The sequence below is a fragment of the Corallococcus sp. M7 genome (assembly GCF_054512695.1).
Genome location: NZ_CM137252.1, coordinates 3751167 through 3775111, shown reverse-complemented (window position 1 = coordinate 3775111; position 23945 = coordinate 3751167). Strand labels below are relative to the sequence as shown.

The 23945-nt window shown below is 69.0% G+C and carries 21 protein-coding genes; 8 read left to right on the top strand and 13 right to left on the bottom strand.

Features of this window, described 5'->3' with window-relative positions:
- Positions 1–709 precede the first annotated feature (709 nt).
- From ACX114_RS15535 to ACX114_RS15525, 3 genes are all read right to left on the bottom strand, one after another.
- Entirely contained in the window at positions 710–2380 is a 1671-nt protein-coding gene (locus tag ACX114_RS15535) for a glycoside hydrolase family 43 protein (RefSeq protein WP_459298870.1), read from the bottom strand.
- Between the two features lie 96 nt (positions 2381–2476).
- Positions 2477–4048: a discoidin domain-containing protein gene (locus ACX114_RS15530; protein WP_459298869.1), complete on the bottom strand. Its 1572-nt coding sequence runs from the start codon at positions 4046–4048 to the stop codon at positions 2477–2479.
- Between the two features lie 124 nt (positions 4049–4172).
- Positions 4173–4733: a hypothetical protein gene (locus tag ACX114_RS15525; RefSeq protein ID WP_459298868.1), complete on the bottom strand. Its 561-nt coding sequence runs from the start codon at positions 4731–4733 to the stop codon at positions 4173–4175.
- Between the two features lie 108 nt (positions 4734–4841).
- Here ACX114_RS15525 and ACX114_RS15520 point away from each other — a divergent pair, with 108 nt between their 5' ends.
- Positions 4842–5129 carry a hypothetical protein gene (locus tag ACX114_RS15520; RefSeq protein WP_459298867.1) on the top strand — a complete coding sequence of 96 codons (288 nt, stop codon included), beginning with the start codon at positions 4842–4844 and terminating at the stop codon, positions 5127–5129.
- A 19-nt stretch (positions 5130–5148) separates the two neighbouring features.
- Here ACX114_RS15520 and ACX114_RS15515 read toward each other — a convergent pair whose 3' ends face one another.
- Both ACX114_RS15515 and ACX114_RS15510 read right to left on the bottom strand, forming a co-directional pair.
- Positions 5149–5601: a hypothetical protein gene (locus ACX114_RS15515; protein WP_459298866.1), complete on the bottom strand. Its 453-nt coding sequence runs from the start codon at positions 5599–5601 to the stop codon at positions 5149–5151.
- Between the two features lie 70 nt (positions 5602–5671).
- Positions 5672–7627, bottom strand: a complete 1956-nt coding sequence (locus ACX114_RS15510; RefSeq protein WP_459298865.1) for a DUF4185 domain-containing protein — start codon at positions 7625–7627, stop codon at positions 5672–5674.
- A gap of 130 nt (positions 7628–7757) precedes the next feature.
- Between ACX114_RS15510 and ACX114_RS15505 the strand changes: the two genes are divergently transcribed.
- The gene (locus ACX114_RS15505; protein WP_459298864.1) at positions 7758–8252 is read left to right on the top strand and encodes an endonuclease V; all 495 of its coding nucleotides are present in this window, start codon (positions 7758–7760) and stop codon (positions 8250–8252) included.
- A gap of 31 nt (positions 8253–8283) precedes the next feature.
- Positions 8284–9414, top strand: a complete 1131-nt coding sequence (locus ACX114_RS15500) for a methyltransferase (RefSeq protein ID WP_459298863.1) — start codon at positions 8284–8286, stop codon at positions 9412–9414.
- Between the two features lie 13 nt (positions 9415–9427).
- On the opposite strand, the gene ACX114_RS15495 is transcribed toward ACX114_RS15500, so the two are convergent.
- The 3 genes from ACX114_RS15495 to ACX114_RS15485 all read right to left on the bottom strand — a co-directional run bounded on the left by ACX114_RS15495 (position 9428) and on the right by ACX114_RS15485 (position 11427).
- A complete protein-coding gene (locus tag ACX114_RS15495) occupies positions 9428–9967 on the bottom strand; it encodes a hypothetical protein (RefSeq protein ID WP_459298862.1) in 540 nt (179 codons plus the stop codon).
- 6 nt (positions 9968–9973) lie between these two features.
- A complete protein-coding gene (locus tag ACX114_RS15490; RefSeq protein WP_459298861.1) occupies positions 9974–10366 on the bottom strand; it encodes a hypothetical protein in 393 nt (130 codons plus the stop codon).
- 80 nt (positions 10367–10446) lie between these two features.
- Positions 10447–11427 carry a LysR family transcriptional regulator gene (locus tag ACX114_RS15485; RefSeq protein ID WP_459298860.1) on the bottom strand — a complete coding sequence of 327 codons (981 nt, stop codon included), beginning with the start codon at positions 11425–11427 and terminating at the stop codon, positions 10447–10449.
- A gap of 124 nt (positions 11428–11551) precedes the next feature.
- On the opposite strand from ACX114_RS15485, the gene ACX114_RS15480 reads away from it, so the two are divergent.
- On the top strand, positions 11552–12793 hold the full coding sequence (locus ACX114_RS15480; RefSeq protein ID WP_459298859.1) for an MFS transporter: 1242 nt from the start codon (positions 11552–11554) through the stop codon (positions 12791–12793).
- A gap of 57 nt (positions 12794–12850) precedes the next feature.
- On the opposite strand, the gene ACX114_RS15475 is transcribed toward ACX114_RS15480, so the two are convergent.
- A complete protein-coding gene (locus ACX114_RS15475; RefSeq protein WP_459298858.1) occupies positions 12851–13954 on the bottom strand; it encodes a hypothetical protein in 1104 nt (367 codons plus the stop codon).
- A gap of 519 nt (positions 13955–14473) precedes the next feature.
- On the opposite strand from ACX114_RS15475, the gene ACX114_RS15470 reads away from it, so the two are divergent.
- Together ACX114_RS15470 and ACX114_RS15465 are read left to right on the top strand one after the other, a co-directional pair.
- The gene (locus ACX114_RS15470) at positions 14474–15193 is read left to right on the top strand and encodes a hypothetical protein (protein WP_459298857.1); all 720 of its coding nucleotides are present in this window, start codon (positions 14474–14476) and stop codon (positions 15191–15193) included.
- Positions 15194–15195: 2 nt separating this feature from the next.
- Positions 15196–15567 (top strand): hypothetical protein, encoded by a 372-nt coding sequence (locus ACX114_RS15465; RefSeq protein ID WP_459298856.1) that lies wholly within the window; start codon positions 15196–15198, stop codon positions 15565–15567.
- Positions 15568–15595: 28 nt separating this feature from the next.
- Here ACX114_RS15465 and ACX114_RS15460 read toward each other — a convergent pair whose 3' ends face one another.
- Together ACX114_RS15460 and ACX114_RS15455 are read right to left on the bottom strand one after the other, a co-directional pair.
- On the bottom strand, positions 15596–16243 hold the full coding sequence (locus ACX114_RS15460) for a response regulator (RefSeq protein WP_459298855.1): 648 nt from the start codon (positions 16241–16243) through the stop codon (positions 15596–15598).
- Entirely contained in the window at positions 16240–17403 is a 1164-nt protein-coding gene (locus ACX114_RS15455; RefSeq protein WP_459298854.1) for a sensor histidine kinase, read from the bottom strand. Before ACX114_RS15455 ends, ACX114_RS15460 begins: the two co-directional genes overlap by 4 nt.
- Positions 17404–17542: 139 nt before the next feature.
- Between ACX114_RS15455 and ACX114_RS15450 the strand changes: the two genes are divergently transcribed.
- Entirely contained in the window at positions 17543–18259 is a 717-nt protein-coding gene (locus tag ACX114_RS15450; RefSeq protein ID WP_459298853.1) for a DUF2306 domain-containing protein, read from the top strand.
- On the opposite strand, the gene ACX114_RS15445 is transcribed toward ACX114_RS15450, so the two are convergent.
- Positions 18222–18830: a TetR/AcrR family transcriptional regulator gene (locus ACX114_RS15445; RefSeq protein ID WP_459298852.1), complete on the bottom strand. Its 609-nt coding sequence runs from the start codon at positions 18828–18830 to the stop codon at positions 18222–18224. The two genes, ACX114_RS15450 and ACX114_RS15445, sit on opposite strands and share 38 nt — an antisense overlap.
- A gap of 117 nt (positions 18831–18947) precedes the next feature.
- On the opposite strand from ACX114_RS15445, the gene ACX114_RS15440 reads away from it, so the two are divergent.
- Positions 18948–20141, top strand: a complete 1194-nt coding sequence (locus ACX114_RS15440; RefSeq protein ID WP_459298851.1) for a macrolide family glycosyltransferase — start codon at positions 18948–18950, stop codon at positions 20139–20141.
- A gap of 90 nt (positions 20142–20231) precedes the next feature.
- On the opposite strand, the gene ACX114_RS15435 is transcribed toward ACX114_RS15440, so the two are convergent.
- Positions 20232–23891 carry an ELWxxDGT repeat protein gene (locus ACX114_RS15435; protein WP_459298850.1) on the bottom strand — a complete coding sequence of 1220 codons (3660 nt, stop codon included), beginning with the start codon at positions 23889–23891 and terminating at the stop codon, positions 20232–20234.
- Positions 23892–23945: the final 54 nt, after the last annotated feature.

The following is a 23945-nucleotide window of genomic DNA, read 5'->3' as shown; positions in this document are numbered from 1 at the left end:
AGCTCGGCGAGTGACTACGTCTCGCGGCTGCGCCGCCTTGAAGAGGTGTCGGGATGGCAGGTGGAGGGGACGGCCCCCAGCACCTTGCGTGCGTTCATTGACCGCATCGAAGACGACCGGGATCTGGCCGGAAAGCTGGGCCCTGGAGGAGCTTCAGACATCCAGGTTGCCCTGCGGCGTTACGCCGACTACCTGTCACGCACCAAGGACGCTGAAGTGCACGGGGCTTCCCCCGGGCCGCTCCGTACAGACGTTCAAGGGCGGGCAATTGCTCCCGCAGATGCTCCACCGAACGAACCGCTGGATGCTTCAACAGGGACTGCAGTTCGAGCAGCGAGACGGTCCCGGACGCCGCGCCCATTCGATCCCCATCAAGTCCCTGCGCCCTTCGTCCCTGGCGATGAGCACGAAGACCCCGAAGACACGTCGGCCCGCCAAGAGAAAGCCTCGCAAGAACACCATGCCCTGCTCATCGTCCTCCACCGGCACCTTGTGGAGGCGAGGTGGATCGGAATTCAGGAGATCCCAAACTCGGTGGACCTGTGGGCCACGAATCCGGCCGACGGGCGCCGCATCATCTTCGAAGTGAAGACACTCGGTGCCAGAACCGAGCGGACGCAAACCCGTCACGCACTCTCGCAGCTCCTGGAGTACCGCTACTTCGACGGGAGCAGCGAGGATCGCCTGTGCTTGGTGACAGATGCACCCATCAGCGATGCGCGCGAGCAGTTCCTGAGAACGCAGGGGATCGCCGTGCTCGTACTCGATGGTGAAGGCTTCCAGGCGCTGGGGCCACTGGCGCACGATTGGCTTGGAGCCTTGCTCGGCAGCAGGGGGCCCGCGGCGCCGGACCGCAGGGATGACGGCCAGAGCAAGACGACCAGCCCTTCATAGTGCCCCGTGACGGAGGAGCGCGCGAGTTGGTCTGCCGCGCGCTCCTCACCTGGACACGTTCTGCTACGGCATGGGGCGCGAACCGGAGGAAGGCGCTTCCGGCACCGCGGGCCAGCCGTTGGGCCAGGTGATGGCATCCACGAGCATCACCCGGGCCGTGTGGGCGCTGTTCCACGCGTGGTAGACCATGATCGTGTCCCCGCCGGGGCCGGTGACCACTGAGTTGTGCCCGGGTCCCACCCAGCCGCCGCCCGTCTTGAGGATGGGGTTGCCCAGCTTCGTGTAGGGCCCCAGGGGGCTCGTGGCCCGGGACCACGCCCACGGCGTAGGTGCTGTTGGCGTACGAGTTGCCGCTGTAGAAGAGGTAGTAGTAGCCGCCCCGCGCGACGACCCACGGCGCCTCGACGACGCCGCCCTCCCAGCCGAGCGTGTTGCTCATCAGCGTGCGGCGCGTGCCGGTGAGCGACAATCCATCCGCCGCCAGCGTCTGGCCGTAGATGGGCGTGGGCTGCCCCACCGCGTTCCCGTCCGCCTTCCACACCAGGTACGGCACGCCCGCGGTGTCGTAGAAGAACGTGGCGTCGATCATCCCCATGCCCGCGTCATGCACCAGCGGACGGCCCAGGTCCGTGAAGGGGCCCAGCGCGCTGGTGGCCGTCGCGGCGCCGATGGACAGCTTCCCGTCCTGGTGGCGCGCGGTGAAGTACGCGATGTACCGGCTGCCCACCTTGTGGATCTCCGGCGCCCAGAAGTCACCCGTGGCCCACGTCGGCTTGCGCGTGGAGGGGAAGATGTTGCCGGCGGCCGTCCAGGTGACCAGGTCCTTGGACGTGCGCAGCGGGAACGCGTTGGCCGCGCCGCCGGACGTGCAGGCCGCGACGTACTGCGTGCCGTCATGGATGACGCCCGGATCCGCGCAGTCCGTGGGCACCACGGGGTTCTGGTAGAGCCCGCCACAGCCCGTGTAGCGCAGCGAGATGCCGCACGCGTTGGTGCCGCTGAAGTACGGCGCCCAGTCATTCGACAGCACCGTGTACGAATTGGGAGACGCATTGATGCAGCCCCGGTCCCACGTCACGCGGCCGCCCACGTCGTCGTACTGGGCCGGGTGCCCCGCGGGGTGCAGCCACGCCGGGCCGTAGGTGACGCGCGTGGCGCAAGCCGTGGCGCCACCACAGTCCGTCGTGTCGAGCGCCATCACACAGGCGTTGTTGCCGGTGAAGTACGGCTTCCAGCCGTTGGACAACACCGCGTAGGAGTTGGTGCCTTCGTTGACGCAGCTGCCGTCCCAGGTCACCAGACCGCTCGCGATGTCGTACTGCTCCGGGTGCCCGGGGTGGATCCACCGGTCCCCGTAGGTGATGCGCGTGGAGCACGCGAGCGCCCCGCTGGACGTGGCCAGCTCGGGGCCCTCGGAGCGCTCCTCACCACACCCCGCCGCGAGCGCGGCGAGGACGACAGCGGACAACAACGGGGGGTTCTTCATCGATGGACCTCCAGGCCTGCGAAGACTTGGAAGTCCTATTTATCAGTTTTTACTTGTTGTCGAGTCCCCAATCCATCCGCGCGCGGGAAGGGTCGGTCAGCGAACCTCGAGCTCGTAGATGCGCGTGGCCGGGTCGCCGTTCTGGCTCGGGGTGGTGATGTTGAGCCGGACGTAGCGCGCGGAGGTGGCGCTGATGGCGTGGGTGGAGGTGTTGGCGGTGTTGTTGGTCACCGTCATCGGGGTGCTCCAGCTGGTGCCGTTGGTGGAGGTCTGGAGGGTGAAGGCCCGGGTGTTCCAGGTGCTCGCTTCACCGCCCGCGCCGGCATGCTGGACCGTGAAGCTGCTGACCGTCTGCACCGAGCCAAGGTCCACCTGAAGCCAGGCGCCCGAGGCCAACGAGCAGAACTTGTCGGTGGTGCCGCCGGAGACGCTTCCGTTGACCGCCTTGGCCGGTGACTCGCTGCTGTTGCAGGCCGTGGATCCGGTCGCCGGTTTGTTGAGCGCCAGGTTGGCGTAGCCCGCGCCGACGGAGACGCCCTGGGTCTTGGTGTGGCTTGCGCCGCCGTTGTCCGTCACGGTCAGGCTGACGTTGTAGTTGCCGGCGGTGGCATAGACGCGGCTGGGATTCGTCGCCGTCGAACCGCTGCCGTCGCCGAAGCTCCACCCGCGCGAGGTGATGGTGCCGTCGCTGTCGCTGGAGGCGTCGCTGAAGGTCGCGGTGAGTCCGCTCACGGTGACGCCGAAGTTGGCCACCGGCGGGGTGTTGCCGCTGACCGCGGTGTTGATGGCCGCCGCGTACTGCGCGCTCGTGCCCTGCGCCGAGCACTTCTGGATGTCGTCGTACAGCCACATGAAGCCGCCGTTGATGCCGGCGGTGCTCTTCCAGTTGCTCATCTTGCTCTGCACCGTGGCCGGGCTGTCGCCGCTGGCGCAGTTGGTGCCGTGGCGCGACCACAGGCCCGGGTCCACGGTCATGCCCATGGCGGTGTTCCAGCTCGCGGGGTTGTTGCCGGCGCCGCCGTCGTAGACCTGGAGGTAGATGCCGTCGACCGCGCTGCCCAGGTTGTCCTTGAGGCTGCGCCAGAAGGTCTGCTGCGTGTAGGGCGCGAAGGTGATCTTGTAGCCCTGGCCGATGAGCATCTGCCCGAACTGCGTGGTCGGAGCGAGGTCGTAGGCGCTCTCGTCGTCGAAGTTGACCGCGTCCGCGCCGGTGGCGGCCTTCAGCGCCTGGAAGTTGCGGTACAGGATGCTGTTGGTGCCGGTGCCGCAGACGAGCGTGCTGCCGCAGCCAGCGGCGGTGCCGTTGACCAGCCGGGCCATGCGCTCGAAGTCAGGGACGCTCCAGGCGCCGATGGACACCTCGATGCGGTTGACCGAGGTCGGCGCCGTCTTCAGCGTGGCCAGCCGCGTGGGCCAGGCCGGGTCGCCGATATAGGCGCCGTTCCGGACCACCGGGATGTCGTTGTAGACGAGGTCGCCGTTGTCCTCGATGTGGAAGCTCCAGAGGATCACGGTCGTGAAGCCCGAGCCGCGCAGGTCGTTCATCACCGCGGTGCCGCCGGAATAGAACGGGCCGCCGCCGTAGATGGCCGAATCAGCGAGGGCCACTGGCGAGACCGTGGCCAGCGCGAGGGCAAGGCAGGACGCGAGTTGCTTCGACTTCGGCATGGTGTGCTCCCCTGTCGCCATCCTTGGCGACGGGGAGACATTGCAAGCACCAAAACCAGTAAGTCAATTCTATTAAGACAAACTAGAATATATTGAAAACACCATCACCACGCGCCACGGGTTCCTAATCGCGGAAGTGCGGCTCCGCGATGGAGGCCCCCCAACAGCAGGCGTCTTCTCCCGCCTCGCCGGTGGGCAGCGTCGTGTGGAGCGGGGCGTCAGGCTTCACGTCCTCGAAGTAGAAGAGGTTCCTCGGGAGGAGGACGAGGGCGCGGTCCGCCTTGCGCGTACGCAGGGTGAGTTGCGCCAACGCCGGGTCGGCCACGTCCGCGGGGCCCTGCGGGAAGAACGCCTCCTTTCTCTTCGGAGCACGCTCATTCTTCGGTCTGCACCCGCCATCCTCCGTGGAGACCTCCACCTCGCGCACGCGGCAGTCCTTGCCCTCCGCGAAGTGGAACACCGCTCGCACCCGGGTGAAGTAGCAGTCGGGGGTTCCGCAGTCCGCGCTGTGGACGTCCGCCACCGCCGTCAGGCGCACCTTGTTTCCAGGCAGGGACTCCACCATGCCGCTGCGCGCGTAGCGCTGGAACAGGGGAGCCTGGGCGCAGTGGGTGGGCACCGGATCGGCACCGACAGGCACGGACAGCAGAAGCGCGAGGAGCGGCGAGACGTGCTTCAGGGACATGGCTGAACTCATAGCAGACGCCAGGTATCGAGTAGCGGGTAGCCACGATTCCCCGCGCCGCGTGTCCCGGGCGAGCATCCGCGCTCCCCTTCTCCACCGGAGCTCCGCATGCGCCTCCCCACTCCGTTCGCCGCTGCCCTCCTCCTGCTCACCTCCGCGTCGGCGCTCGCCGCGGAGCCCCCGTGCAGCACCGTCTGCGCGAGGTATCCGCTCTGCGTCGATGTCTGCAGCGTCAACGGCCAGGACACGAACTGCGGTGACGCGGGCTATCGCTGCGTCGAGTCACTCGGAGTGGGCGCTGAAGCCACGACCTCCGGGATGGCCGCCGATGAAGACGCCCGGGTGTGTCGCGAGGGGCACCCGGACGCCGAGCAGCTCCAGACCGCCGAGGGTTGAGCGGCCTTCCGGCAAGGGGTTACTTCTTCCCCTTCCCCTTGCCCTTGCCTCCCTTGTGGTGATCGTCGTGGTGGTCGTCATGATCGTGGTGCCGGTCGTCCCGGTGGTCGGGGCCGCGCTCACGGTACGACGCGGGCACGGCGACCTTCTTCTTTGAGTGCTTCCACCGCTTGTAGCGCCCGGGGGGCAGCTTGACGACGGTGACGGGGACCCGCCGCTCCTCCACGACCTCCCAGCCACCGCGGTAGTCGCGCGCCCGGTACCACCGGCCATCGCGGCGCACCCAGTACGCATCGTCCACGACGTAGAGATCCTCGTCGTAGTCCTCCACCACCTGCACGCCGGGCTGCACGACGACCAGCGGCGGAGGGGTCGAGAAGACGATGTCGGGGAGCTTCACATCGATGTCTACACGCACCTGCCCGAAGGCCATCGCAGGGAGCAGGATCAACGCTGCCAGGAGTCGGTTCATCCGGCGAGCCTAGGGGCGCGCGTGATCGCCTGACAACCTCCATGACCTGTCGAGCGCATCACCCGCACTGCTAGTCACGGACCACCGCCACGTCATCCACCTGCAGCCAGGTGTCGCCCGCGTTCGCCCAGGTTCCGGCGTACACCTCCACGCTGTGGTTGTTGCCGGAGTTGAAGGTGACGGACTGGAGCGTGTAGCCGCTCAACGGCTGCGTCAGGTGCACCTCGTTGAGGATGGGGCCGGCGTTGAGCACGCGCGCTCCGAAGTAGCCATCGTTCTGGTTGGAGGACGTCTTCACCCAACCCGTCAGCGTGTAGACGGTGTTGGGCGTCACCGCGACCTCCTGCTTGAGGGCGTTCCAGCCGGTGTTGTTGCGCACGAAGCCGTTGTTGGCGCCGGTGCGCGCGAAGCCCAGTCCCCGGTCGATGCCACCGTTGCCCTGGACGTACCAGGGTGAGGTGGCGGTGGAGGACGGCTGCTGTTCGAAGCCGCCCTGCGCCACCAGGTTCGCGCCCCGGGTGAGGCTCACGTCATCCAGCTGCGCCCAGGTGTCGCCCGCGTCCGCCCACACGCCGCTGTAGACCTCCACGATGGAGTTCGCGCCGGAGTTGAAGGTGACGGTGCGCTCCGTCCACGACGGCAGCGAGCCGTACTGCGCCTCTCCCAGGATGGCGCCGTTGCCCGCGACGCGCGCGCCGAAGAAGCCCCGGCTGGTGTTGGACGAGGAGCGCAGCCAGCCCTTGAGCGTGTAGTCCGTGTATGGCTGCACCACGACGCTCTGCTTGAGCGCGTTCCAGCCGCTGGACCCACGCACGAAGCCGTTGTCCTGGCCGGAGCGAGCGTTGCCCAGCGCCCGGTCGATGCCGCCCGCGCCAGTCAGGTACCAGGGCGCCATCGTCGGCGTCGCGGCCTGCGTCTCGAAGCCCGGCTCGGACAGCAGGTTGTTTCCGTCCGCGTCGGCCGTGAGCGACGCGCGCATCAGGAACGTGTTGTAGGGCGTCCACTGCGAGATGATGAAGTACAGCTCGCTGGCGCTGTTGCCCCACGGGTGGATGAAGCCGTTGTAGATGCCAGGGAACGCGGCACCGGTGGCCAGCAGCTTCTCCCCGCTCCACGGCCCGGTAGGTGTGCCCGCGTCACGCATCACCACGGCCTGACGGTGCTCGTTGAGATAGGTCATCAGGAAGCGGCCCAGCGCGGCGTTGTAGGAGACGGACAACTCCCCCGCGATTCCAATGACCACCGGACGCGCCGCCGCCTGGGACGCGGACCAGCCATTGCCGTCCCAATACCGGTACGCGTTGATGTCCAGCAGCGAGCCCTCCGGCACGCGCGCCAGGTGCACGTTGCCGAAGCGCCCGTTGGGCGTGGCGTACAGGTAGACGAAGCCGCCGTTCTTCACGAAGGCGCCCATCTGGAAGGGATTCGTGAAGGACGCGTTGTTCACCCAACGCGCCGTGGGGTGCTTCACCCAGTTCTGTCCGTTGTCATCCGAGTACGCGATGCCCGAGGAATTCGTCGTCCACTGTCCCGGATCGCCCCAGTGCTTCACGGACATGTAGTGGATGTAGTGGCGCGCCCCCACGCTGACGCCCGCGGTGGGGATGACGGTCATCTCGTCGTTGTCCACCTTCTTGGACGCCAGCACCTCCTTCGCGTGGCGGGTGCGGTCCTGGATCATCGTGGTGAAGGTCAGTCCGTTGGACAACGTGGTGTCCGCCGAGCGCGCCAGCACGTTGCTGCGCCAGCCGCCGCCGCACCCGCCGTTGCCGCACCAGCCCACACCGAAGGTGTCCCCGAACAGGACGAACACCTCACCGCCGCCCTTGTCCCAGACGATGCCCAGGTCCGTGCCATACACCTCGTAGTTGGTGTGCGTCTGGTTCGGATTGGGCAGCGTCTCACCCGCTGGCGTGGCGCCCGTCACCCGCGCCACCTTCGTCACGTTCGTGGGCGTCACCGCCCCGGCCGTGCCCGCGACTCCCAGCAGACACACCGCCTGCAACACCACCGCACGCCTGATCATCTGGACTCCTCCGGCAAGGAAATTTGCATTCACCGCGAAAGCTCCAAATCGAGAAATATCTAACCTTGAGTTGAAGACTCCAGTGTCCGGTGGATCAGCTGTAGCGTGGGGGACGCCCAAGGAGACGTGGATGCTCGCCTGCGTGGACGTGGACTACCGCCCCGACGTCACCGTGGCCGCGTGCGTCCTCTTCCGCGCCTGGACGGACGCCAAGGAGGCCGGGCACCTGGTGGACCGGGGACCGATCGCGGCCCCCTACGAGCCCGGCCAGTTCTACCGCCGCGAGCTGCCGCACCTGCTGCGGGTGCTCGCCGACGTGCAGGAGCCGCTGGAGGCCATCGTCGTGGATGGCTACGTGTGGCTCGGGGACGGAGTGCCCGGTCTGGGCGCCCACCTGTACGAGGCGCTCTGTCGCACGGTGCCTGTCATCGGCGTGGCCAAGACGCCCTATGTGACCACCGGCTCGGCCCTGCCCATCGTGCGGGGGCAGAGCCTGCGTCCCCTGCTCGTCACCGCCATCGGGATGGAGACCGCGACCGCCGCGGAGCACATCCGGCGGATGCACGGCGCATCGCGCCTACCGACGATGTTGAAGTTCGTGGACCGGCTGTGCCGTGAGTCCTGACTGAGGGACGAGGACGTGCTACCCCAAAGCCATGGATCGCCCCCGCCGCCCCACCGCCTCTCCTTTCGAGTTTCCGCCCGGCGCCGCCTTCACCTGGCATTCGGAGAGTGATGAGCCCGCGCCCACGCGCCTGTCGCCCGTGGATGACGGGCTCAGCGCCGACACCGCGCTCAAGCGCGTCCGCCGGGGCGAGTTCCTGCGCTACACCGGCGACTTCCACAACGCGAAGCAGTTGCTGGGCGCATTGGGGCGGCGGCTTGAACGGCCCTGGCAGGCCCGCTCACCGCTGGAGGCGTTCCGGGCCGAACGCCGCGCACGGCAGCAGGAGCACGCGACGCTGTCGCGCATCGTCGTCGCGCTGGATCGTGGCTACCGCATGGAGCTCGCGCGCGCGCCGGACGTCGCGGAAGCGTGCCGGCAGGTCTGGGGCGAGCCGACGGAGGACTTCACTGTCGTGCCGCTCAAGCAGTTGCTCGGCATGCTCGGGGCCGCGGAGTGGCGGCGCAAGGGATTGGAGGTCCCGGGGCTGAAGGGCCTGCTGCATCCGCACTACGGCGTCTACCTGCCCACGCGCACGGACTACGTGGAGCTGCTGGCGGCCGTGCCGGACGTGAAGGGCAAGCGCGTGTTCGACGTGGGCACCGGCACCGGCGTGCTGTCCTTCCTCCTCCTGCAGCGAGGAGCGGTGTTCGCGCAGGCCACGGACTGCGACTCCCGCGCGGTGGCGTGCGCACGGGAGAACGCGGAGCGGCTCGGCCTCTCGCAGCGCTTCCAGGTGACGGAGACGGACCTGTTCCCGGAAGGAAGGGCGGACCTTGTCGTCTGCAACCCGCCATGGATTCCCGAGCCGCCCAAGAACCGGGTGGACCGCGCGGTGTTCGACGAGGACAGCCAGTTCCTGCGCCGCTTCCTGGAAGGGCTCCCCGCCGCGCTGAACCCAGGGGGAGAGGGATTGCTCATCCTCTCGGACCTGGCGGTGCTGCTCGGCCTGCGTCCGGCCGGGTGGCTGGAGGAGCAGTTCGAGCGCTGCGGCCTGAAGGTGGCGTGGCGGAAGTCCACCCAGGCACGGCACTCCAAGGCGAAGGACAAGGCGGACCCGCTGCACGCCGCGCGCTCCCGGGAGATCACCACCCTCTACGGCCTCGCGCCCACCGACAGGTAGCCAGGGCGCGCCCTCATAAGGGACGGCCGTCCGTCGTTTCGATGCGCAGCCGCTGGCTGTTGACCTCGACCGCCAGCTTCTTGAGCAGCTCCTGGTACTGGGTGCCTGTCAGTCGCTGGCGATAGGCGCGGAACTCCTCGCGCTCCGAATTGCCCCATCTTCCGGAGGCAAGGCGTGCGTCCATCCACTGATGGGCCTCGGCCTGGAGGGCCAGGCTCTCCCGCGACGCGGGCGCGACCTCCGGCGTCTTCGCCTCGGGCTCTCGCACCGGAGCGCTGGAGCGGGCCAGGCGGAGTTCCTCCTGGAGCATCCGGCGCAGGTCTTCCCGCGTCGCCACGACGTCCGTGACCGCGGCTCCGGGGCATGACGGGGACGAGGGAGGGGATGCCTCCAGCCTGCGCGCCAGGGCATCCCACCGGGCCTCCTGACGGTCCAGCCGCCGCAGCACCTCCTCATCGAGGTGTGCGGGGGCACTCGAACGCGCCAGTCCCATGCCCGCCACGCCGGCGAGCAGCATCAGTCCAAGCTGACGTCCTGTGGAAGGCAGGGACATGCGCGGTCACGGAAGCTTGGGGGTGGACCAGGAGCTGTTGTCCACGGTGATGCTGGTGCAAACCCCGTTCTGATCCCAGCTGACGGCGATACGCGCGTCGCTGTTCACCGCCTTCATGGCCGAGATCAGGGTGGGACTGGAAGTGGAGCAGAAGGCATAGAGACCGGTCGAGTCAGTGATGTTGACGTAGGCGAACTCCGAGTTGCTCGAGGCATCAAAAGTGATGCTGATGCCCTGCTGGGTGTCCGTGGAGTTGCGTGCATCTCCCATACTCCCAGTGGCATAGCGGAGCGGGATGCTGATGTAGACGGGGGAGTAGCCCTTGCCGCCCGCCCACGCCGCGGTGCTTCCCATCAGCAGCACCAATCCCATGCCAAAGCCAATCAGCTTCTTGTGCATCCTGGAATCCTTTGCATCCGGTAGGGGTTGCGCGCGTCATTCACCTTCCGTATGTCAATTCTGTCCAGAAAAGAGCTGGCTCACCCCGTGCGCGTGGCCACCGCGAGGGCCGCCGGAATCCTTTCGCGCATCCACGCCACGAACCTGCGCAGCCTCGCGGGATGGAAGCGCGCGGAGGGATAGAGCAGGTACATGGGCAGCGGCGTGGCCTGCCATCGCGGCACCAGGTGCAGGAGCCGGCCTCGCTGGAGCTCCTCCCGGAGCACCCAGGACGAGCCCACGCAGACGCCCAGGCCCTTCACCGCGGCGCTGCGCAGGGCGTAAAGGCTGTCCGTGCTCACGCGCGGCTGGAAGACGATGGGCTGGACCTCGCCGGTGGTCACGTGGGTGAGTGAGATTTCGTTGCGATAGAACGTGCGCAGGGACACCCAGGGCAGCCTCGCGAGCTCGTCGGGATGCGTTGGCACCGGTTTCCCCACCAGCACCGAGGGCGCGGCCACGACGATGCGCGGCACCTCCGCCACGCGGATCGCCACCACGCTGGGGTCCTGGACCTCGCCCACGTGGATGGCGCAATCGATGCCGTCCGCGATGAAGTCCACCGCCCGGTCATGCAGCAGCCATTCGACGGAGACCCGCGGGTGACGGCCCAGGTACTCCGTCAGCGGATCCACCAACAGCTCCTGCCCGAACGCGTGAGGCACCACGACGCGCAACGTGCCCTCTGGTTCGTCGCTCGCGCCGCGCAGGTCGGACTCGAACAGGGCCCAGCTGGCCAGCAGCTCCTTCGCCCGTTCGTAGCAGCGCGTCCCGTCCTCGGTGAGCTTCATGGCGTGCGTGGAACGCTGGAGCAGCCGCAGCCCCAGGGAACGCTCCAGTGCCTGGAGCCTGCGGCTCACCGTCGGCTGCGTGGTGCCCATCTGCGCGGCGGCCGAGGACAGGCTCCCGGCGTCGACGATGCGGATGAACGTCTGCATCAGCTCCAGCCGGTCGGCATTGGCGGACGCGGGAATTCTCGGCGGAGACCCACGCCGCCGGGCCGGCTTCGAAGCGTTGGGCATGTGAGCCTGCTCCCAAGGAAGGGTGATACGCCACGCGTATAACCGCTGTACGGAGCGCGCGTCTACCGTCCCCCCTCCCTCTGGCGCACTGTCACCTCGTCGCGCAGCACCCGAGGTGAACATCATGTCCTTCATTCGCGCCGTACATGGAACCGCCGGCAACGGCGTCCTCCCCTCCCCGGTCTCCGCCGCCAGCACGTCCCTGTCGCACGGCCTGCGGCTGCTGCTGGCCGTGAGCGCCGGCCTGTCGGTGGCGTCCATCTATTACAGCCAGCCGATGCTGGGGGTGATGGGGGGCACGCTCGGCGCCTCCGACACCGCAGTGGGCCTGGTGCCCATGCTCACACAGCTGGGCTACGCGCTGGGCATCCTGCTGCTGACCCCGCTGGGCGACCGCTTCGACCGGCGCCGCATCATCCTCATCAAGGCCGCGCTGCTGAGTGTGGCCCTGCTGCTGGGCGGCCTGGCCCCGGGCATCCAGTTGCTGCTGGTGGTGAGCTTCGCCGTGGGCCTGACGGCGACGGTGGCGCAGGACATCGTCCCCGCCGCCGCGACCCTGGCCTCCGAGCACGAGCGCGGCAAGGTGGTGGGCACGGTGATGACGGGCCTGCTGCTCGGCATCCTCCTGTCCCGCGTCGTCAGCGGCGTGGTGGCCGAGCGCTTCGGCTGGCGCGCCATGTACGGGGTCGCCGCCGCCAGCGTGGCCTTCGTCGGCGTGGCGGCCTGGCGCGGTCTGCCCCGCTTCCACCCGACGAACACCCTCTCCTATGGCGCCCTGCTCGGCTCACTGGCGGGCCTGTGGCGCAAGCATGGCGCCCTGCGCCGGGCGGCGCTGGCCCAGGGGCTCATCTCCATTGGCTTCAGCGCGTTCTGGTCCACCCTCGCCGTGATGCTGCATGGCGCCCCGTTCCACCTGGGGAGCGCCGCGGCCGGTGCCTTCGGTCTGGCGGGCGCGGCGGGGGCGCTGGGCGCTCCGGTGGCGGGCCGCATCGCGGACCGCTACGGGCCGGAGGTCGTCACGCGCCTGGGCGCCGGCCTGACCGTCGTCTCCTTCGCCACGATGTTCGCGGCGCCGTGGCTCGAGCCCCAGCACCGGCTGTGGCTGATTGGCGCCAGCGCGATTGGCTTCGACCTGGGCGCGCAGGTGACGCTCGTGGCGCACCAGACGCTCGTCTTCGGCATCGAGCCCGCCGCCCGCAGCCGCCTCAACGCGGTGCTGTTCGTCGGCGTGTTCGCCGGCATGTCCGTGGGCGCGGCGAGCGGCAGCCTGGTGCTGGCCTCGTGGGGCTGGATGGGCGTGACACTGCTGGCGACGGCCTCCGCGCTGGCGGGCCTGCTCGTCCGCCTGTTCCCCTCGGCCCGCTGACGCGGCCAGGACACCGCGCCCCGCCCCCAGCCCGGGGACGGGGCGCCCCTGCCCCATCTACTGCACAGCGTGTTCGGACAGCAGCCGCACGTTGAGCGCGCCGTTGGCGAAGAACTGGCTGTTCTGGCCCACGCGGTGCTGCTCCAGCCGGCGCTGGAGGTTGACGTCGTAGCGGCCCAGCTTCATCAGGCCGTCGTTGAACCAGCCATCCCCCGGCCCGGTGCCATCCACGAACTCCGCATACACCTTGGGCGCGGGCCAGATGACGGTGTTGAGCGTGGCGACGAACCGGCGGATGTCCGTGTCCGTCCACTCCATGCCCGCGTCATGGGCCTCGACGATGAAGGCCAGCACGTTGTTCGCGTGCGCCACGTCCTGGCCGGGCTGGGCGTTCGTGTCCCACTTGTCGTTCCAGAACCAGGCCGTCGGGTGGTCGGGGTTGGGCGACAGCTTGTCGCGCAGCGAGGACGGGAAGTTCGGCATGCCGTGGTTGATGTTGTCGAAGACCTCCAGGTAGCGGTTCCTCCGCTCGGGGTCATTGGTCATCCGCGACAGGTCCATGGCGATGAAGGCCCAGTGCGCGGCCATGTGCGTGCGGTTGCGGTAGACGAAGTCGTTCGCCCCGCGCAGGTACCACTTGTCGAAGATGTTCCGCTCCGTGAACGTCAGCAGCCGGTCGTACTGCCTGCGGTAGCTGGTGGAGTTGTAGAGGTCCGGCGTCTCGCGGATGACGCGAAGCATGCGCGTGACGTAGCGCCAGCAATAGCTCTCATAGAGCGGCACCTCCTGCCCGGCCGGAGACGACAGGGCCGAGGTCCAGCCCATGTACCCGTCCTTGAACTGGCTTTGGGGCAGCGACGAGGAGACGCGGGCGGAGGCCACCAGGTTGTTCACGTAGAGCAGGGCCCGGTCCAGGTACGCCCGCTTCCCGGTGGCGCGGTACATCGCCGTGTTGGCGTCCAGGCCGTAGGCGAGGTTGTAGAAGTCCCAGCTGTCGCGTGAGTTGCTCCAGGGCAGGAAGGTCTGCATGTGCTCACGGCCCCACTCGTCCACGAACATCGCCTCCCAGACCGCGACGGGACGAAGCCCCGCGGGAGTCGGAGGCAGCGCGGGGGGAGCCGGAGGCTGCGCCTCGTCTTCGGGCGCGGAGGAAGGCTCCATGGGAAGGGCCTGCACTTCAGGGGACTCGATCCGCCCCACGGCCTCACACGCACTGCACAGCAACAGCGAGAGCACCAAGACCGGGACACGCATCCAACAAGAGCGGCATGAGCAGCGGGGGTTTGACATCGGGGGTCCTCGCTTCAGGTCGACGTGGCCTGAAAGGGTATGGGCGCGAACGGACCCTCCCAATGCCCCTCAGGGAATGGCCGCCCATCCAGGACCGGACGCCCACGTGCCCCGGACGCTTGCCTCCTCATGTCGTGACGTCTGGGTTTGGACAGCAGAACCGTTCAGCACCGGCCGCGCACGCCGGGGCAGGTTCGAAAGTCGAGACAGCCTCTTGCGCGGCGGCGATGTCACTGCACCGAAAAGTTTCGAGCCTGCTGTCGCCGCGAGGCACGTGGAGCACCTCCACGGACACAAAGGATGCGGGCCACGCGCCTGGATGTGATCGCTCCCGTGCGGACCGGGTCAGGGAGTGGCTGGAGCGTGCCCGGCTCCGGGGAGAATCACACCATGTCACACAGGAATCTGGCCTCTCTGGCCACGGCGCTGCTGTTCCTGGCCGCCAGCGCGGCCGAGGCGAAGCAGTGGCGGTACGCGGGAATGCACCCGCGCACCGGGCAGCCCGGGGACGGGCTGTGCCACCTCGAATCCATGCACGTGCACTCCGCCGCGCCGTTGTACGCGGACACGCTCTACCGCACGCGTGACAACGTCTACGTCTTCATTGGCGACCCCACGCCCTTTGGCTACGAGGGTCCTCGGCACTCCTACTACGGGCACCATCCGGTGGTGCTCAACGTGCTCATCAACATCGATGTGGATGTGGACGTGGTGGAGTACTGCTATCACGACGGGCCGCACTACCACGCCTATGAGCCGCCACCGCGCCAGGAGTTCGTGGACAAGGAGGACGTCCACTACTTCGCGGGTGAGTACCCCGAGGCGTATCAGCGGGAGAATCCGAAGCGGGTCCGGGTCAACACGGTCTATCGCGGCTGGAACGTGCCGCGTCCGGTGGTGGCGTTCGCGCCGCCGCCCCAGTACCGCGGCCCCATCATCCAGGTGGGCTTGAACGTGGACGTGGACGTGAAGGTCGGAGCACGGCCGCCTCCGCCCTCCCGAGAGGTCATCATCATCCGGGAGGACGACGATGATGACCATGACCATCACCATGGCCACGGCCGAGGCCACGGCAAACACAAGAAGCACAAGCACAAGGGGCGGGACTGAGCATGCGGCGCATGGCTTTCGCGCTGGGGGCGTTGCTGCTGGCGGGATGCTCCAGCAATGCGAACGACGTGCTGGACGCGTGGAGGGCGGCGGGTGAGTCGCCCTCCGGTTTCACCGACGTCGGAGAGAAGCTGCCCGGCGGCAGGTGCCAGGCCGGCAAGGTGAGCGGCCTGGAGGCCACGGTGTGCCTCTTCGATGGCGCGGAGCAGGTCCGAAAGGCGGAAGAGGCTGGCTGGGCGCTCATCGGCGACGCCGTCGGCTCCACGGTGGTCTCGGGCAAGTGGGTGCTCGTCGTCGCGGATCCTCGCAAGGAGGATCCGAGCGGGCGGCGCATGAACACGTTGGTGAAGGCGTACCAGCAGAAGACGCGCTGACGCGGGCGCGTGAGCCCCCGCGGCCTCCTCAGAGGCAGCCCAGCTCCATGGCGCGGAGCACGGCGCGGGTGCGGTCCCTCACGCCCAGCTTGGAGAGGATGCTGGAGGTCTGGTTCTTCACCGTGCCCTCCGCCGTCCCCAGCGCGTCGGCGATCTCCCGGTTGCTCAGTCCCCGCGCGATGAGGCGCAGCACCTCCACCTCGCGGCGGGTGAGCCCCTCCGGCAGGTCCGCGTGGGGGAAGTCTCGGGGCAGCTCCGCCATGCCGCGTGCGACGCGCTCCGCGACGCCTGGCGGCAGCAGCGTCTGACCGGACGCGACGCGCCGGATGGCCTCCGCCAGCTCCTCCAGCGACACGTCCTTGAGGAGGAAGCCCTGCACGCCCAGGCGGAGCGCTTCAATGAGGACGGCGTCCTCGTCGAAGGTCGTGAGCAGCACCACGCGCCGGTCCGCGTCCGTGCGGCGCAGCGCGCGCAGGGCCTCCAGCCCTGTCATGCGCGGCATCCGCACGTCCATGAGCACCACGTCCGGGTTCAGCTCCGCGACCTTGCGCAGCGCCTCCTCCCCGTCCGAGGCCTCCCCCACCACCCGCAGGTCCGGCGTGAGGTCCAGCAGGCTTCGCAAGCCCTGGCGCACCAGGGCGTGGTCATCCGCGAGCACCAGGCGGACCGTGTTCATGTCCCCACCCCACGCTCCTGCGTGGCCGGCAGCCACGCCTCCAATTCCAGCCCCTTCCCCGTCGCCGCGCGCCACTCCACGCGCCCGCCCAGCCGGGTGAACCGCTCCTGCATGCCGGTGAGCCCCGCGCCGGGCGTCACCCTCACCGCGCCGCTTCCGTCGTCCCGCGCGTGCACCCGCACCCCGCCGTCCTCCGTGGGGGCAATGACAATCCACAGGTTGCGGGCCCCGGCGTGGCGCAGCGTATTGGTGAGGACCTCCTGCACGCAGCGGAACAGCGAGTGCGCCGCTTCGGTGGACTCCAGGGCCAGCTCGCCGGGGACATCCAGATGCACGTCGAGCCCCGGGGCGCCTTCCGCGAGCGCGCGCAGCGATGGCAAGAGCGGCATGGGCGCCTCGCGCAGCTCCGTTACCGTGCGGCGTACCTCGGACAGGAGCGTGCGGGCGGTCTCTCGCGCGCGGCGCAGGTGTTCGGCGGCGGCCGTGTCCTTCGCGGTGTACGCGGCGGCCTCCAGGTTGAGGCTGAGCGCGGTGAGGTGGTGCCCCACGGAGTCGTGCAGCTCACGCGCGATGCGCAACCGTTCGCCTTCGCGCTCACGCGTGGCGAGCAGCACCTGGGTGGCCTGGAGCTCCGCGTGCACCCGGGCCAGCTCGCGGCGGGCCTCGGCCTCGCGGACCATCACCAGGGCCGTGCCGAACGTGAAGCCCTGGAAGCCGGTAAAGATGAGCGTCTGCACCAATGCCTGGACGAGCGGACGCTGGAGCGCGAACACCACCAGCATGCCCAGCACCTGGGTCCCCACCCACGCCAGCGCCCGGCGCTGGGGGAGGATCTCCGGCACCTGTCCGGCGGTGATGGCGAGCAGCGCGCCGTCTAGCCCGCTCTCCCCCATGGCAATGCAGCCGAGCGCCGCGAGCGTCTGCGCGACGAGCAGCGGCAGCTCTCCTCTGCCCTGCTCTCGCGTCTGGAACCAGAAGGCCCCACCGAAGGTGAGGAGCGCGAGTCCCCACAGCAGCGTGTCCGGCGCCGTCCACCGCGCGGGCTCACGCGCCAGGTCCTCGGCGTGCGCGACGCCGACCACGGCCCAGGTCAGCATCCCGGCGACGAGCAGCAGGCGATGAGTGGTGGCGGGCTTCGCCACGGGGGACTGCTCGGGCATGGCCGGGGAACCTAGGCCACCCGGGGCGTGGGGGCCATGTGCCGGAAGTCACATGCGGGCCGTATGACTTCCGCCAGATGGAGGCACACGCGCCGACGCGTACCTTGCTTCTCGGACTCGCAACCCGTCGGAGGCACCCGTGTCGTTCTATCTCCTCGCCCGCTGGCTCCATATCGCGTCGGGAATCCTCGCGTTCGTCACGCTCTGGCTGCCCCTGGTGGCGCGCAAGGGAGGCACCCTGCACCGGCGCGTGGGCCAGGCCTACGTGGGCGCGATGATCTCCGCGGCGCTCTCCGCGCTGGCCATGTCCGGACCGCGCTTCATCCGGGCACCGGGCGAGCAGCCCATGGACCTCTTCTTCATCTACATCGCGGTGCTGAGCGCGGCCTCCGCGTCCATGGGGGTGCGCGTGATTCGCACGAAGACGCGCACCGGGACGAGCACGCACCCGGTGGACGTGGGCCTGTCCACGCTGCTCCTGTGCATGGGGCTCTTCACCGAGGCGTACGGACTGCGGATGGGCGTGCCCCTGCTCTGGGGCTTCGCGCCGGTGGGCATCTTCTCCGGCCTGACCGGGCTCTGGTACTGGATGCGGCCGCCCCAGGACCGCATGCACTGGTGGTTCCAGCACATGGGCGCCATGGTGGCCTCGGGCATCGGCACCATCACCGCCGCGCTGGTGGTGAACGCCAGGCACGTCGGCATCGAGGGCCTTCAGCTCGCGATCTTCCTGGGGCCCACGGTGGTGGGCGTGGTGGGGCTGAAGCTGTGGACCCGCTACTACCGCCAGCGCTTCGCCCGGAAGGCCCCGGCTCCCGCTAGCGGCCCTTGGATGGGGGCCGCAGCGCGGCGATAGCCAGATCCACCACGGTGTCCGCGTAAGCGCTCGTGAGGGGCGCGGTGCGAAGCAGCCACCGATGGAAGAGCGGCCCGACGAGCAGCTCCACCGCGACATCCAGGTCCACTCCCTTCGCGACCTGGCCCGCGCGCTGGGCTGAACGCAGCCGCTCCTGGACCGCCCTCAAGTGGGGCCGCAGCACGGCCTCCACGAACTGCTGGGCCAGCGCGGGGTCCGCCTGCGATTCGGCGGTGAGCGCCCGAGAGGGCAGCTCGAAGCGCGGATCCGTGAGCTCTTGCACCGTGGCGCGCAGCACCTCCCGCAGGTCGGCCTTGAGGTTGCCGGTGTCCGGCAGCGCCGCGGGCTGGTTGCCGCCGCTCAGCTCCACGAAGGCGTCCAGCACCACCGCACCTTTGGACGGCCACCACCGGTAGATGGTCTGCTTGCCCACCCCCGCCCGCGCCGCGATCGCTTCAATCGTCAGACGCGCGTAGCCCATCTCACCGACGAGCTCGACGGCCGCCGTGAGGATGGCCTGGCGGGAGCGTTCACTGCGGCGGGACGGTTCCGGGGTCTTCGGGTCAGCCATGGGCGGCCAGCCTACCAACTCACGAGACGGCACGTCTCGTCTTGACATCCAGGCACTCCGGGCGGATTGTGACGAAACGAGACGGTTCGTCTCGTCACCTTCCGCCAGGAGAGCACCATGTCTCGCCGTGCCCACATCGCGATGGTCAGCATCCCCGCCCATGGCCACGTCAATCCGAGCCTGGAGCTCATCCGGGAGCTGGTCTCCCGAGGCCACCGGGTGACGTACGCCAACGACACGGACTTCGCGGAGGCCATCTCCCGCACGGGCGCGGAGCTTCGCCCCTACCGCTCCCTGCTCCCCCGCGAAGGGGCGCCGGACACGCGCTGGCCCGACGACCTGGTGGGACAGCTGGACATGTTCCTCGATGACGCCATGGCCATGCTTCCGCAGCTGCGCGCGGCGTATGAGCACGACCGGCCGGATCTCTTCCTCTACGACATCGGCTGTTCCACGGCGCGGATCCTCGGAGAGAACTGGGGCATCCCCGCGGTCCAGCTCTCCCCCTCCTCCGTCGCCTGGGAGGGCTATGAGCAGGACATGGCCGCGCTGGTGGAGACGCTGCGCACCGACCCGCGCGCCGTGGCGCATTACCAGCGCTACTCCGCCTGGCTGAAGGAGTGTGGCGTGGCGGAGACCGACGCCATGCTCTTCGTCGGGAAGCCGCCGCGTGGACTGGTGCTCATCCCGCGCGCGCTCCAACCCCAGGCGGACCGGGTGGACCGCAAGCGCTTCACCTTCGTGGGGCCGTGCTTCGGGGATCGCTCGGCGCAGGGCTCGTGGCAGCGTCCCCCAGGCGCACGGAAGGTGCTGCTGGTGTCGCTCGGCTCGACCTTCACGCGCCAGCCGACCTTCTACCGCGCGTGCATCGCTGCGTTTGGCGGGCTTCCCGGCTGGCACGTCGTGCTGCAGATCGGCAAGCACGTGGCCATGGAGGACCTGGGGACCCTCCCCGACAACGTCGAGGTCCACCGCTGGGTGCCGCAGTTGGCGGTGCTCGAGCAGGCGGATGCGTTCATCACCCATGCGGGCATGGGTGGCGCACAGGAGGGCCTGTACTGCGGGCTGCCCATGATCGCCGTGCCCCAGTCGACGGACCAGTTCTCCAATGCCGACCAGCTCGTCGCGCTTGGCGTCGCGAAACGGATCGACACGGAGGACGCAACGCCGGACGCGCTGCGCTCCGCGCTGCTTCAGCTCACGGAGGACCCAGCCGTCGCGACCCGGCTGGCGGCCCTTCGCCAGGAGCTGCGAGCCGAGGCTGGGGCCGCTCGTGCGGCGGCGCTGCTGGAGGAGGAGTTCCGCCTGTAGATGAACCCGGGGCGCACATGCGACCTGGGCACGGGATGTCCCGGCCAGAACGGGCCAGGGCATCCCGATACCGCACCGCTCGAACGTCGCTCAGGAGATGGAGCGACGCCGGGCCGCCATCAAGCCGAGGAGCCCCAGCATTCCCCAGACAGCGCTCACGGGAGCACCACTGTCCGCCGAGCATCCGCACCCCGTGCCCTCTGAATCCGGGTTCGGCTGAACACCCGCGTCTGGCTTCGTTCCCGCGTCCGGCACCTGAGTCCCGGCGTCCGGCTCCACCCCAGCGTCCGGCTCCACCCCAGCGTCCGACTCCGGCCCGGCGTCCGGCTTCTGAGCGCCACCGTCCGGATCCGCTCCAGCGTCGGACTCCATCCCCGCGTCGGACTCCATCCCCGCGTCGGACTCCATCCCCGCGTCGGACCCCACTCCAGCGTCGGACTCCACTCCAGCGTCGGACTCCACTCCAGCGTCGGACTCCACTCCAGCGTCCGGCGTCTGAATGCCAGCGTCCGGATCCACCCCAGCGTCCGGCTCCGTCCCCGCGTCGAACGGAGGCGGCATCACGGTCACCGACACCTGGAAGTCGCACGTGGCGCGGTTGCCCGCGGTGTCCTCGGCCGTGACGGTGACGGGCGTCGTCCCGGCCGGGAAGGTGCTGCCCGAGGCCTGGCTGTACGTCAGGACGGGAGCGGCCGTGACGAGATCCACGGCGGTGGCGGGCGGGAACTCCACGGGGTGCGCAGCCTCAGCCTCGACGGTGACGGAGACGTCCTCCGGACACGTCACCTTGGGCGCGGTGGTGTCGCGGACGAACACGTGGAAGGTACACGTGGCCGTGAGCCCCTCCTCGTCTTGCGCCGTGACCGAGACCTGGGTGTCGCCCAGCGAAAAGGTGCTGCCCGACTCCGGGCTGTACGTCACCCGAGGCGCGGCGGTGTCGTCCGAGGCCCGAGCCTCCGGCAGGATCACGTCAGCGCCCGCGGCACGGGAGGCCTCCGCGGTGACGTCCTCGGGGCAGGTCACGGTCGGCGGCACGGGGCCGGTCACCGCCCGCAGGGGAATGAGCCAGGGCTCAAGGCCCGTCCAGCCGTCATTCGCGGAGAGGAAGATGCGGTTGCCGCTGCGCGTGAGCATGCGCGGGCGCGACGAGCCCGGCCCCGGCGCGATGTCCGTGATGCGCACGGTGCCCGCTTCCGTCCCGTCCGTCTTCCACACCTCAATGCCGGACGCGGCATCCGCGGCGGCGAACAGCAACACGCCCTCAGGCTCGAGCGCGAGAAACGGCACCGTTTCTCCAGTGCCCGTGAGGCCCGGCACAGGCCCCCGGACACGCACGGTGCCCGCCTCGGTGCCATCGCTCTTCCACAGCTCCGGTGCCCCCAAGGCGTCGGTGGCGGCGAAGTAGAGCGTCTCGCCCACGCGCGTCAGCAACGTGGGCGCGGAGCTGCCACCCGGCACTAGGTCCTTCACCTTCACCGTGCCCTCGGGCGTGCCATCGCTCCGCCACAGCTCGTTGCCGGACATGCCGTCGCTCGCGGCGAAGTAGACCCTTCCATTCACGCCCACCAGCGAGGAGGGCTTGGAGCCCGACGCGCCGGGCCAGATGTCCTTCACCCGCTCCGTCCCCTCGGACGTGCCGTCGCTCATCCACAGCTCGGAGCCGTAGGAGTAGTCGAAAGAGCGGAAGAAGAGCCGGTTCCCCACGGCGGTGAGTTGGTAGGAATCACTGCTCGAATCACCGATGAGCTGCTTCACCATCCACGTCCCCGCGTCCGTCCCGTCCGTGCGCCACAGCGCGGAGAGGCGGATGAAGTACAGGATGCCGTCCATCAGCACGGGCTCGCGGACGGCGCCGCTGGACAGGTCATAGGACAGGTCCTTCACCTTCACCGTGCCCTCGGCGGTGCCGTCGCTGCGCCAGAGGTCCACGCCGGACACGCCATCGTTGGCGATGAAGTAGAGCATCCCCTGGTAGGCCACCAACATGTTGCAGTCACACGACGCCGTCCCGGAGCGGATCTCCTTCACCATCACCGTGCCGGACTCGGAGCCGTCGCTCTTCCACAACTCATGGCCCGTGGCCGGCGTATGGGCGACGAAGAAGAGCGTCTCGCCAACCCGGGTGAGCCCCCCCAACCCCGAGGTGGCCATGCCCGCGGACACGTCCTTCACCAGCTCCGTGCCCTCGGGCGTGCCGTCGCTCTTCCACAGCTCGTTGCCGTGCACGCCATCATCCGCGATGAAGAACGCCTTGCCGCCCACATCCACGAAGTACAGGGGATTGGAATCGAACGTCGCGGGCCCCCGGTCCGTCAGTCGCTCGGTGCCGGCCTCGGTGCCATCACTCGTCCACAGCTCCATGCCCTTCGCCGCGTCATAGGCGAAGAAGTAGAGGCGGCCGTCCAGCACCAGCATCTTGCTGAACCCGCTTTCAGCGGAGCCGGGGTTGATGTCCTTCACCCGCCAGGTGCCCTCGGGTGTGCCATCACTGCGCCACAGCTCGTTGCCGGACACGCCGTCATTCGCGGCGAGGTAGAGGACCCCGTCCATGACCCCCAGGAAGTATGGAAAGGAGTAGTCGCCCCCGGGCGCGATGTCCTTCACCAGCACCGTGCCCCCGGGAGTGCCATCGGTCCGCCACAGCTCGCGCCCGATCCCATCCCCCTGGGCGGTGAAGAGGGCCACGCCGTTCACCTCGATGAAGGACTGGGGGATGCCGTTTCCCTCCCGCATGAGGTCCTTGAGCATCCCCGTGCCCTCGGGCGTACCGTCGCTCTTCCACAGCTCGAGCCCCTCGCCGTTCAGCCCATCGTTCGCGAAGTAGTACGTCCCGCCCACGACCGCTGGCGAGCTGATGAACAGACCGCCGTTGACCCTGGGGTTCGCGTCCGCGATGAGCACCGTGCCTTCGGCAGTGCCATTGCTCTTCCACAGCTCGTTGCCGTGCACACCGTCATCCGCGGTGAAGAAGAGCGTCCCGTTCACATCCTTCAAGTTCGTGGGCTGGGAGTGGCCCGTGCCGGGCCAGATGTCCTTCACCAGCACCGTGCCCTCGGGGGTGCCGTCGCTCCTCCACAGCTCCCAGCCATGGCCCGGCTCGTTCGCGGAGAAGAAGAGCGTCCCTCCCGAGAGGGTGAGATCTCCCACGGTGCCCCAGATGGAGCCCTCGAAGGAGCGCACGCGCACGGTGCCCGCATCGGTGCCATCGCTCGTCCACAGCTCGCGGTCGCGGGCGAAGAACAGCCGGTGGCCCACGCGGGTGAAGGCGCGCGGTGCGCCGCTGTTGGGCCCCGGGACCAGGTCCTTGACCCGCCAGGTCCCCTCGGGAGTGCCGTCACTGCGCCACAGCTCGTTGCCGGCGTGATCGGTGGCGGAGAAGTAGAGGATGCCGTCCATCTCCACGAAGTTGTCCGGGTTCGAATCGTTGAACCCCGGCCGGATGTCCATGACCAGCGAGGTGCCCTCGGGGGTGCCATCGCTCTTCCACAGCTCGAGCCCGTTGCGCACATCGGAGGCGGCATAGAAGAGCGTGCGCCCCACGCGCAGTGCATGGGACGCGAACTCGGCGTAGGACGGGCTGGCGGTCGCCGTTCCCGGGCGGATGTCACGCAGGAGCCGGGCCTCCCCCGCCGCGAGCGCCTCGGCGCGTGAGCCCTGCTTCGCGGACACTCCAGCCCCCGGAAGCCCCGCGTCCGAGCACGCTCCCAGGGCCACGCCCAGGGCCACCAGGAGGGTCCCCCACTTCGCCATGGCTCGCATGTACTCCCCCTCATCCATCACCGGCCCGCCCCCAGGGCGGTGTCT

What these genes read in the sequence shown, in the direction of transcription:
- ACX114_RS15535 (WP_459298870.1), bottom strand. Translation starts at nt 2,380, where the DNA reads ATGAAGAACCCCCCGTTGTTGTCCGCTGTCGTCCTCGCCGCGCTCGCG.
- ACX114_RS15530 (WP_459298869.1), bottom strand. Translation starts at nt 4,048, where the DNA reads ATGCCGAAGTCGAAGCAACTCGCGTCCTGCCTTGCCCTCGCGCTGGCC.
- ACX114_RS15525 (WP_459298868.1), bottom strand. Translation starts at nt 4,733, where the DNA reads ATGTCCCTGAAGCACGTCTCGCCGCTCCTCGCGCTTCTGCTGTCCGTG.
- ACX114_RS15520 (WP_459298867.1), top strand. Translation starts at nt 4,842, where the DNA reads ATGCGCCTCCCCACTCCGTTCGCCGCTGCCCTCCTCCTGCTCACCTCC.
- ACX114_RS15515 (WP_459298866.1), bottom strand. Translation starts at nt 5,601, where the DNA reads ATGAACCGACTCCTGGCAGCGTTGATCCTGCTCCCTGCGATGGCCTTC.
- ACX114_RS15510 (WP_459298865.1), bottom strand. Translation starts at nt 7,627, where the DNA reads ATGATCAGGCGTGCGGTGGTGTTGCAGGCGGTGTGTCTGCTGGGAGTC.
- ACX114_RS15505 (WP_459298864.1), top strand. Translation starts at nt 7,758, where the DNA reads ATGCTCGCCTGCGTGGACGTGGACTACCGCCCCGACGTCACCGTGGCC.
- ACX114_RS15500 (WP_459298863.1), top strand. Translation starts at nt 8,284, where the DNA reads ATGGATCGCCCCCGCCGCCCCACCGCCTCTCCTTTCGAGTTTCCGCCC.
- ACX114_RS15495 (WP_459298862.1), bottom strand. Translation starts at nt 9,967, where the DNA reads ATGTCCCTGCCTTCCACAGGACGTCAGCTTGGACTGATGCTGCTCGCC.
- ACX114_RS15490 (WP_459298861.1), bottom strand. Translation starts at nt 10,366, where the DNA reads ATGCACAAGAAGCTGATTGGCTTTGGCATGGGATTGGTGCTGCTGATG.
- ACX114_RS15485 (WP_459298860.1), bottom strand. Translation starts at nt 11,427, where the DNA reads ATGCCCAACGCTTCGAAGCCGGCCCGGCGGCGTGGGTCTCCGCCGAGA.
- ACX114_RS15480 (WP_459298859.1), top strand. Translation starts at nt 11,552, where the DNA reads ATGTCCTTCATTCGCGCCGTACATGGAACCGCCGGCAACGGCGTCCTC.
- ACX114_RS15475 (WP_459298858.1), bottom strand. Translation starts at nt 13,954, where the DNA reads ATGGAGCCTTCCTCCGCGCCCGAAGACGAGGCGCAGCCTCCGGCTCCC.
- ACX114_RS15470 (WP_459298857.1), top strand. Translation starts at nt 14,474, where the DNA reads ATGTCACACAGGAATCTGGCCTCTCTGGCCACGGCGCTGCTGTTCCTG.
- ACX114_RS15465 (WP_459298856.1), top strand. Translation starts at nt 15,196, where the DNA reads ATGCGGCGCATGGCTTTCGCGCTGGGGGCGTTGCTGCTGGCGGGATGC.
- ACX114_RS15460 (WP_459298855.1), bottom strand. Translation starts at nt 16,243, where the DNA reads ATGAACACGGTCCGCCTGGTGCTCGCGGATGACCACGCCCTGGTGCGC.
- ACX114_RS15455 (WP_459298854.1), bottom strand. Translation starts at nt 17,403, where the DNA reads ATGCCCGAGCAGTCCCCCGTGGCGAAGCCCGCCACCACTCATCGCCTG.
- ACX114_RS15445 (WP_459298852.1), bottom strand. Translation starts at nt 18,830, where the DNA reads ATGGCTGACCCGAAGACCCCGGAACCGTCCCGCCGCAGTGAACGCTCC.
- ACX114_RS15440 (WP_459298851.1), top strand. Translation starts at nt 18,948, where the DNA reads ATGTCTCGCCGTGCCCACATCGCGATGGTCAGCATCCCCGCCCATGGC.
- ACX114_RS15435 (WP_459298850.1), bottom strand. Translation starts at nt 23,891, where the DNA reads ATGGCGAAGTGGGGGACCCTCCTGGTGGCCCTGGGCGTGGCCCTGGGA.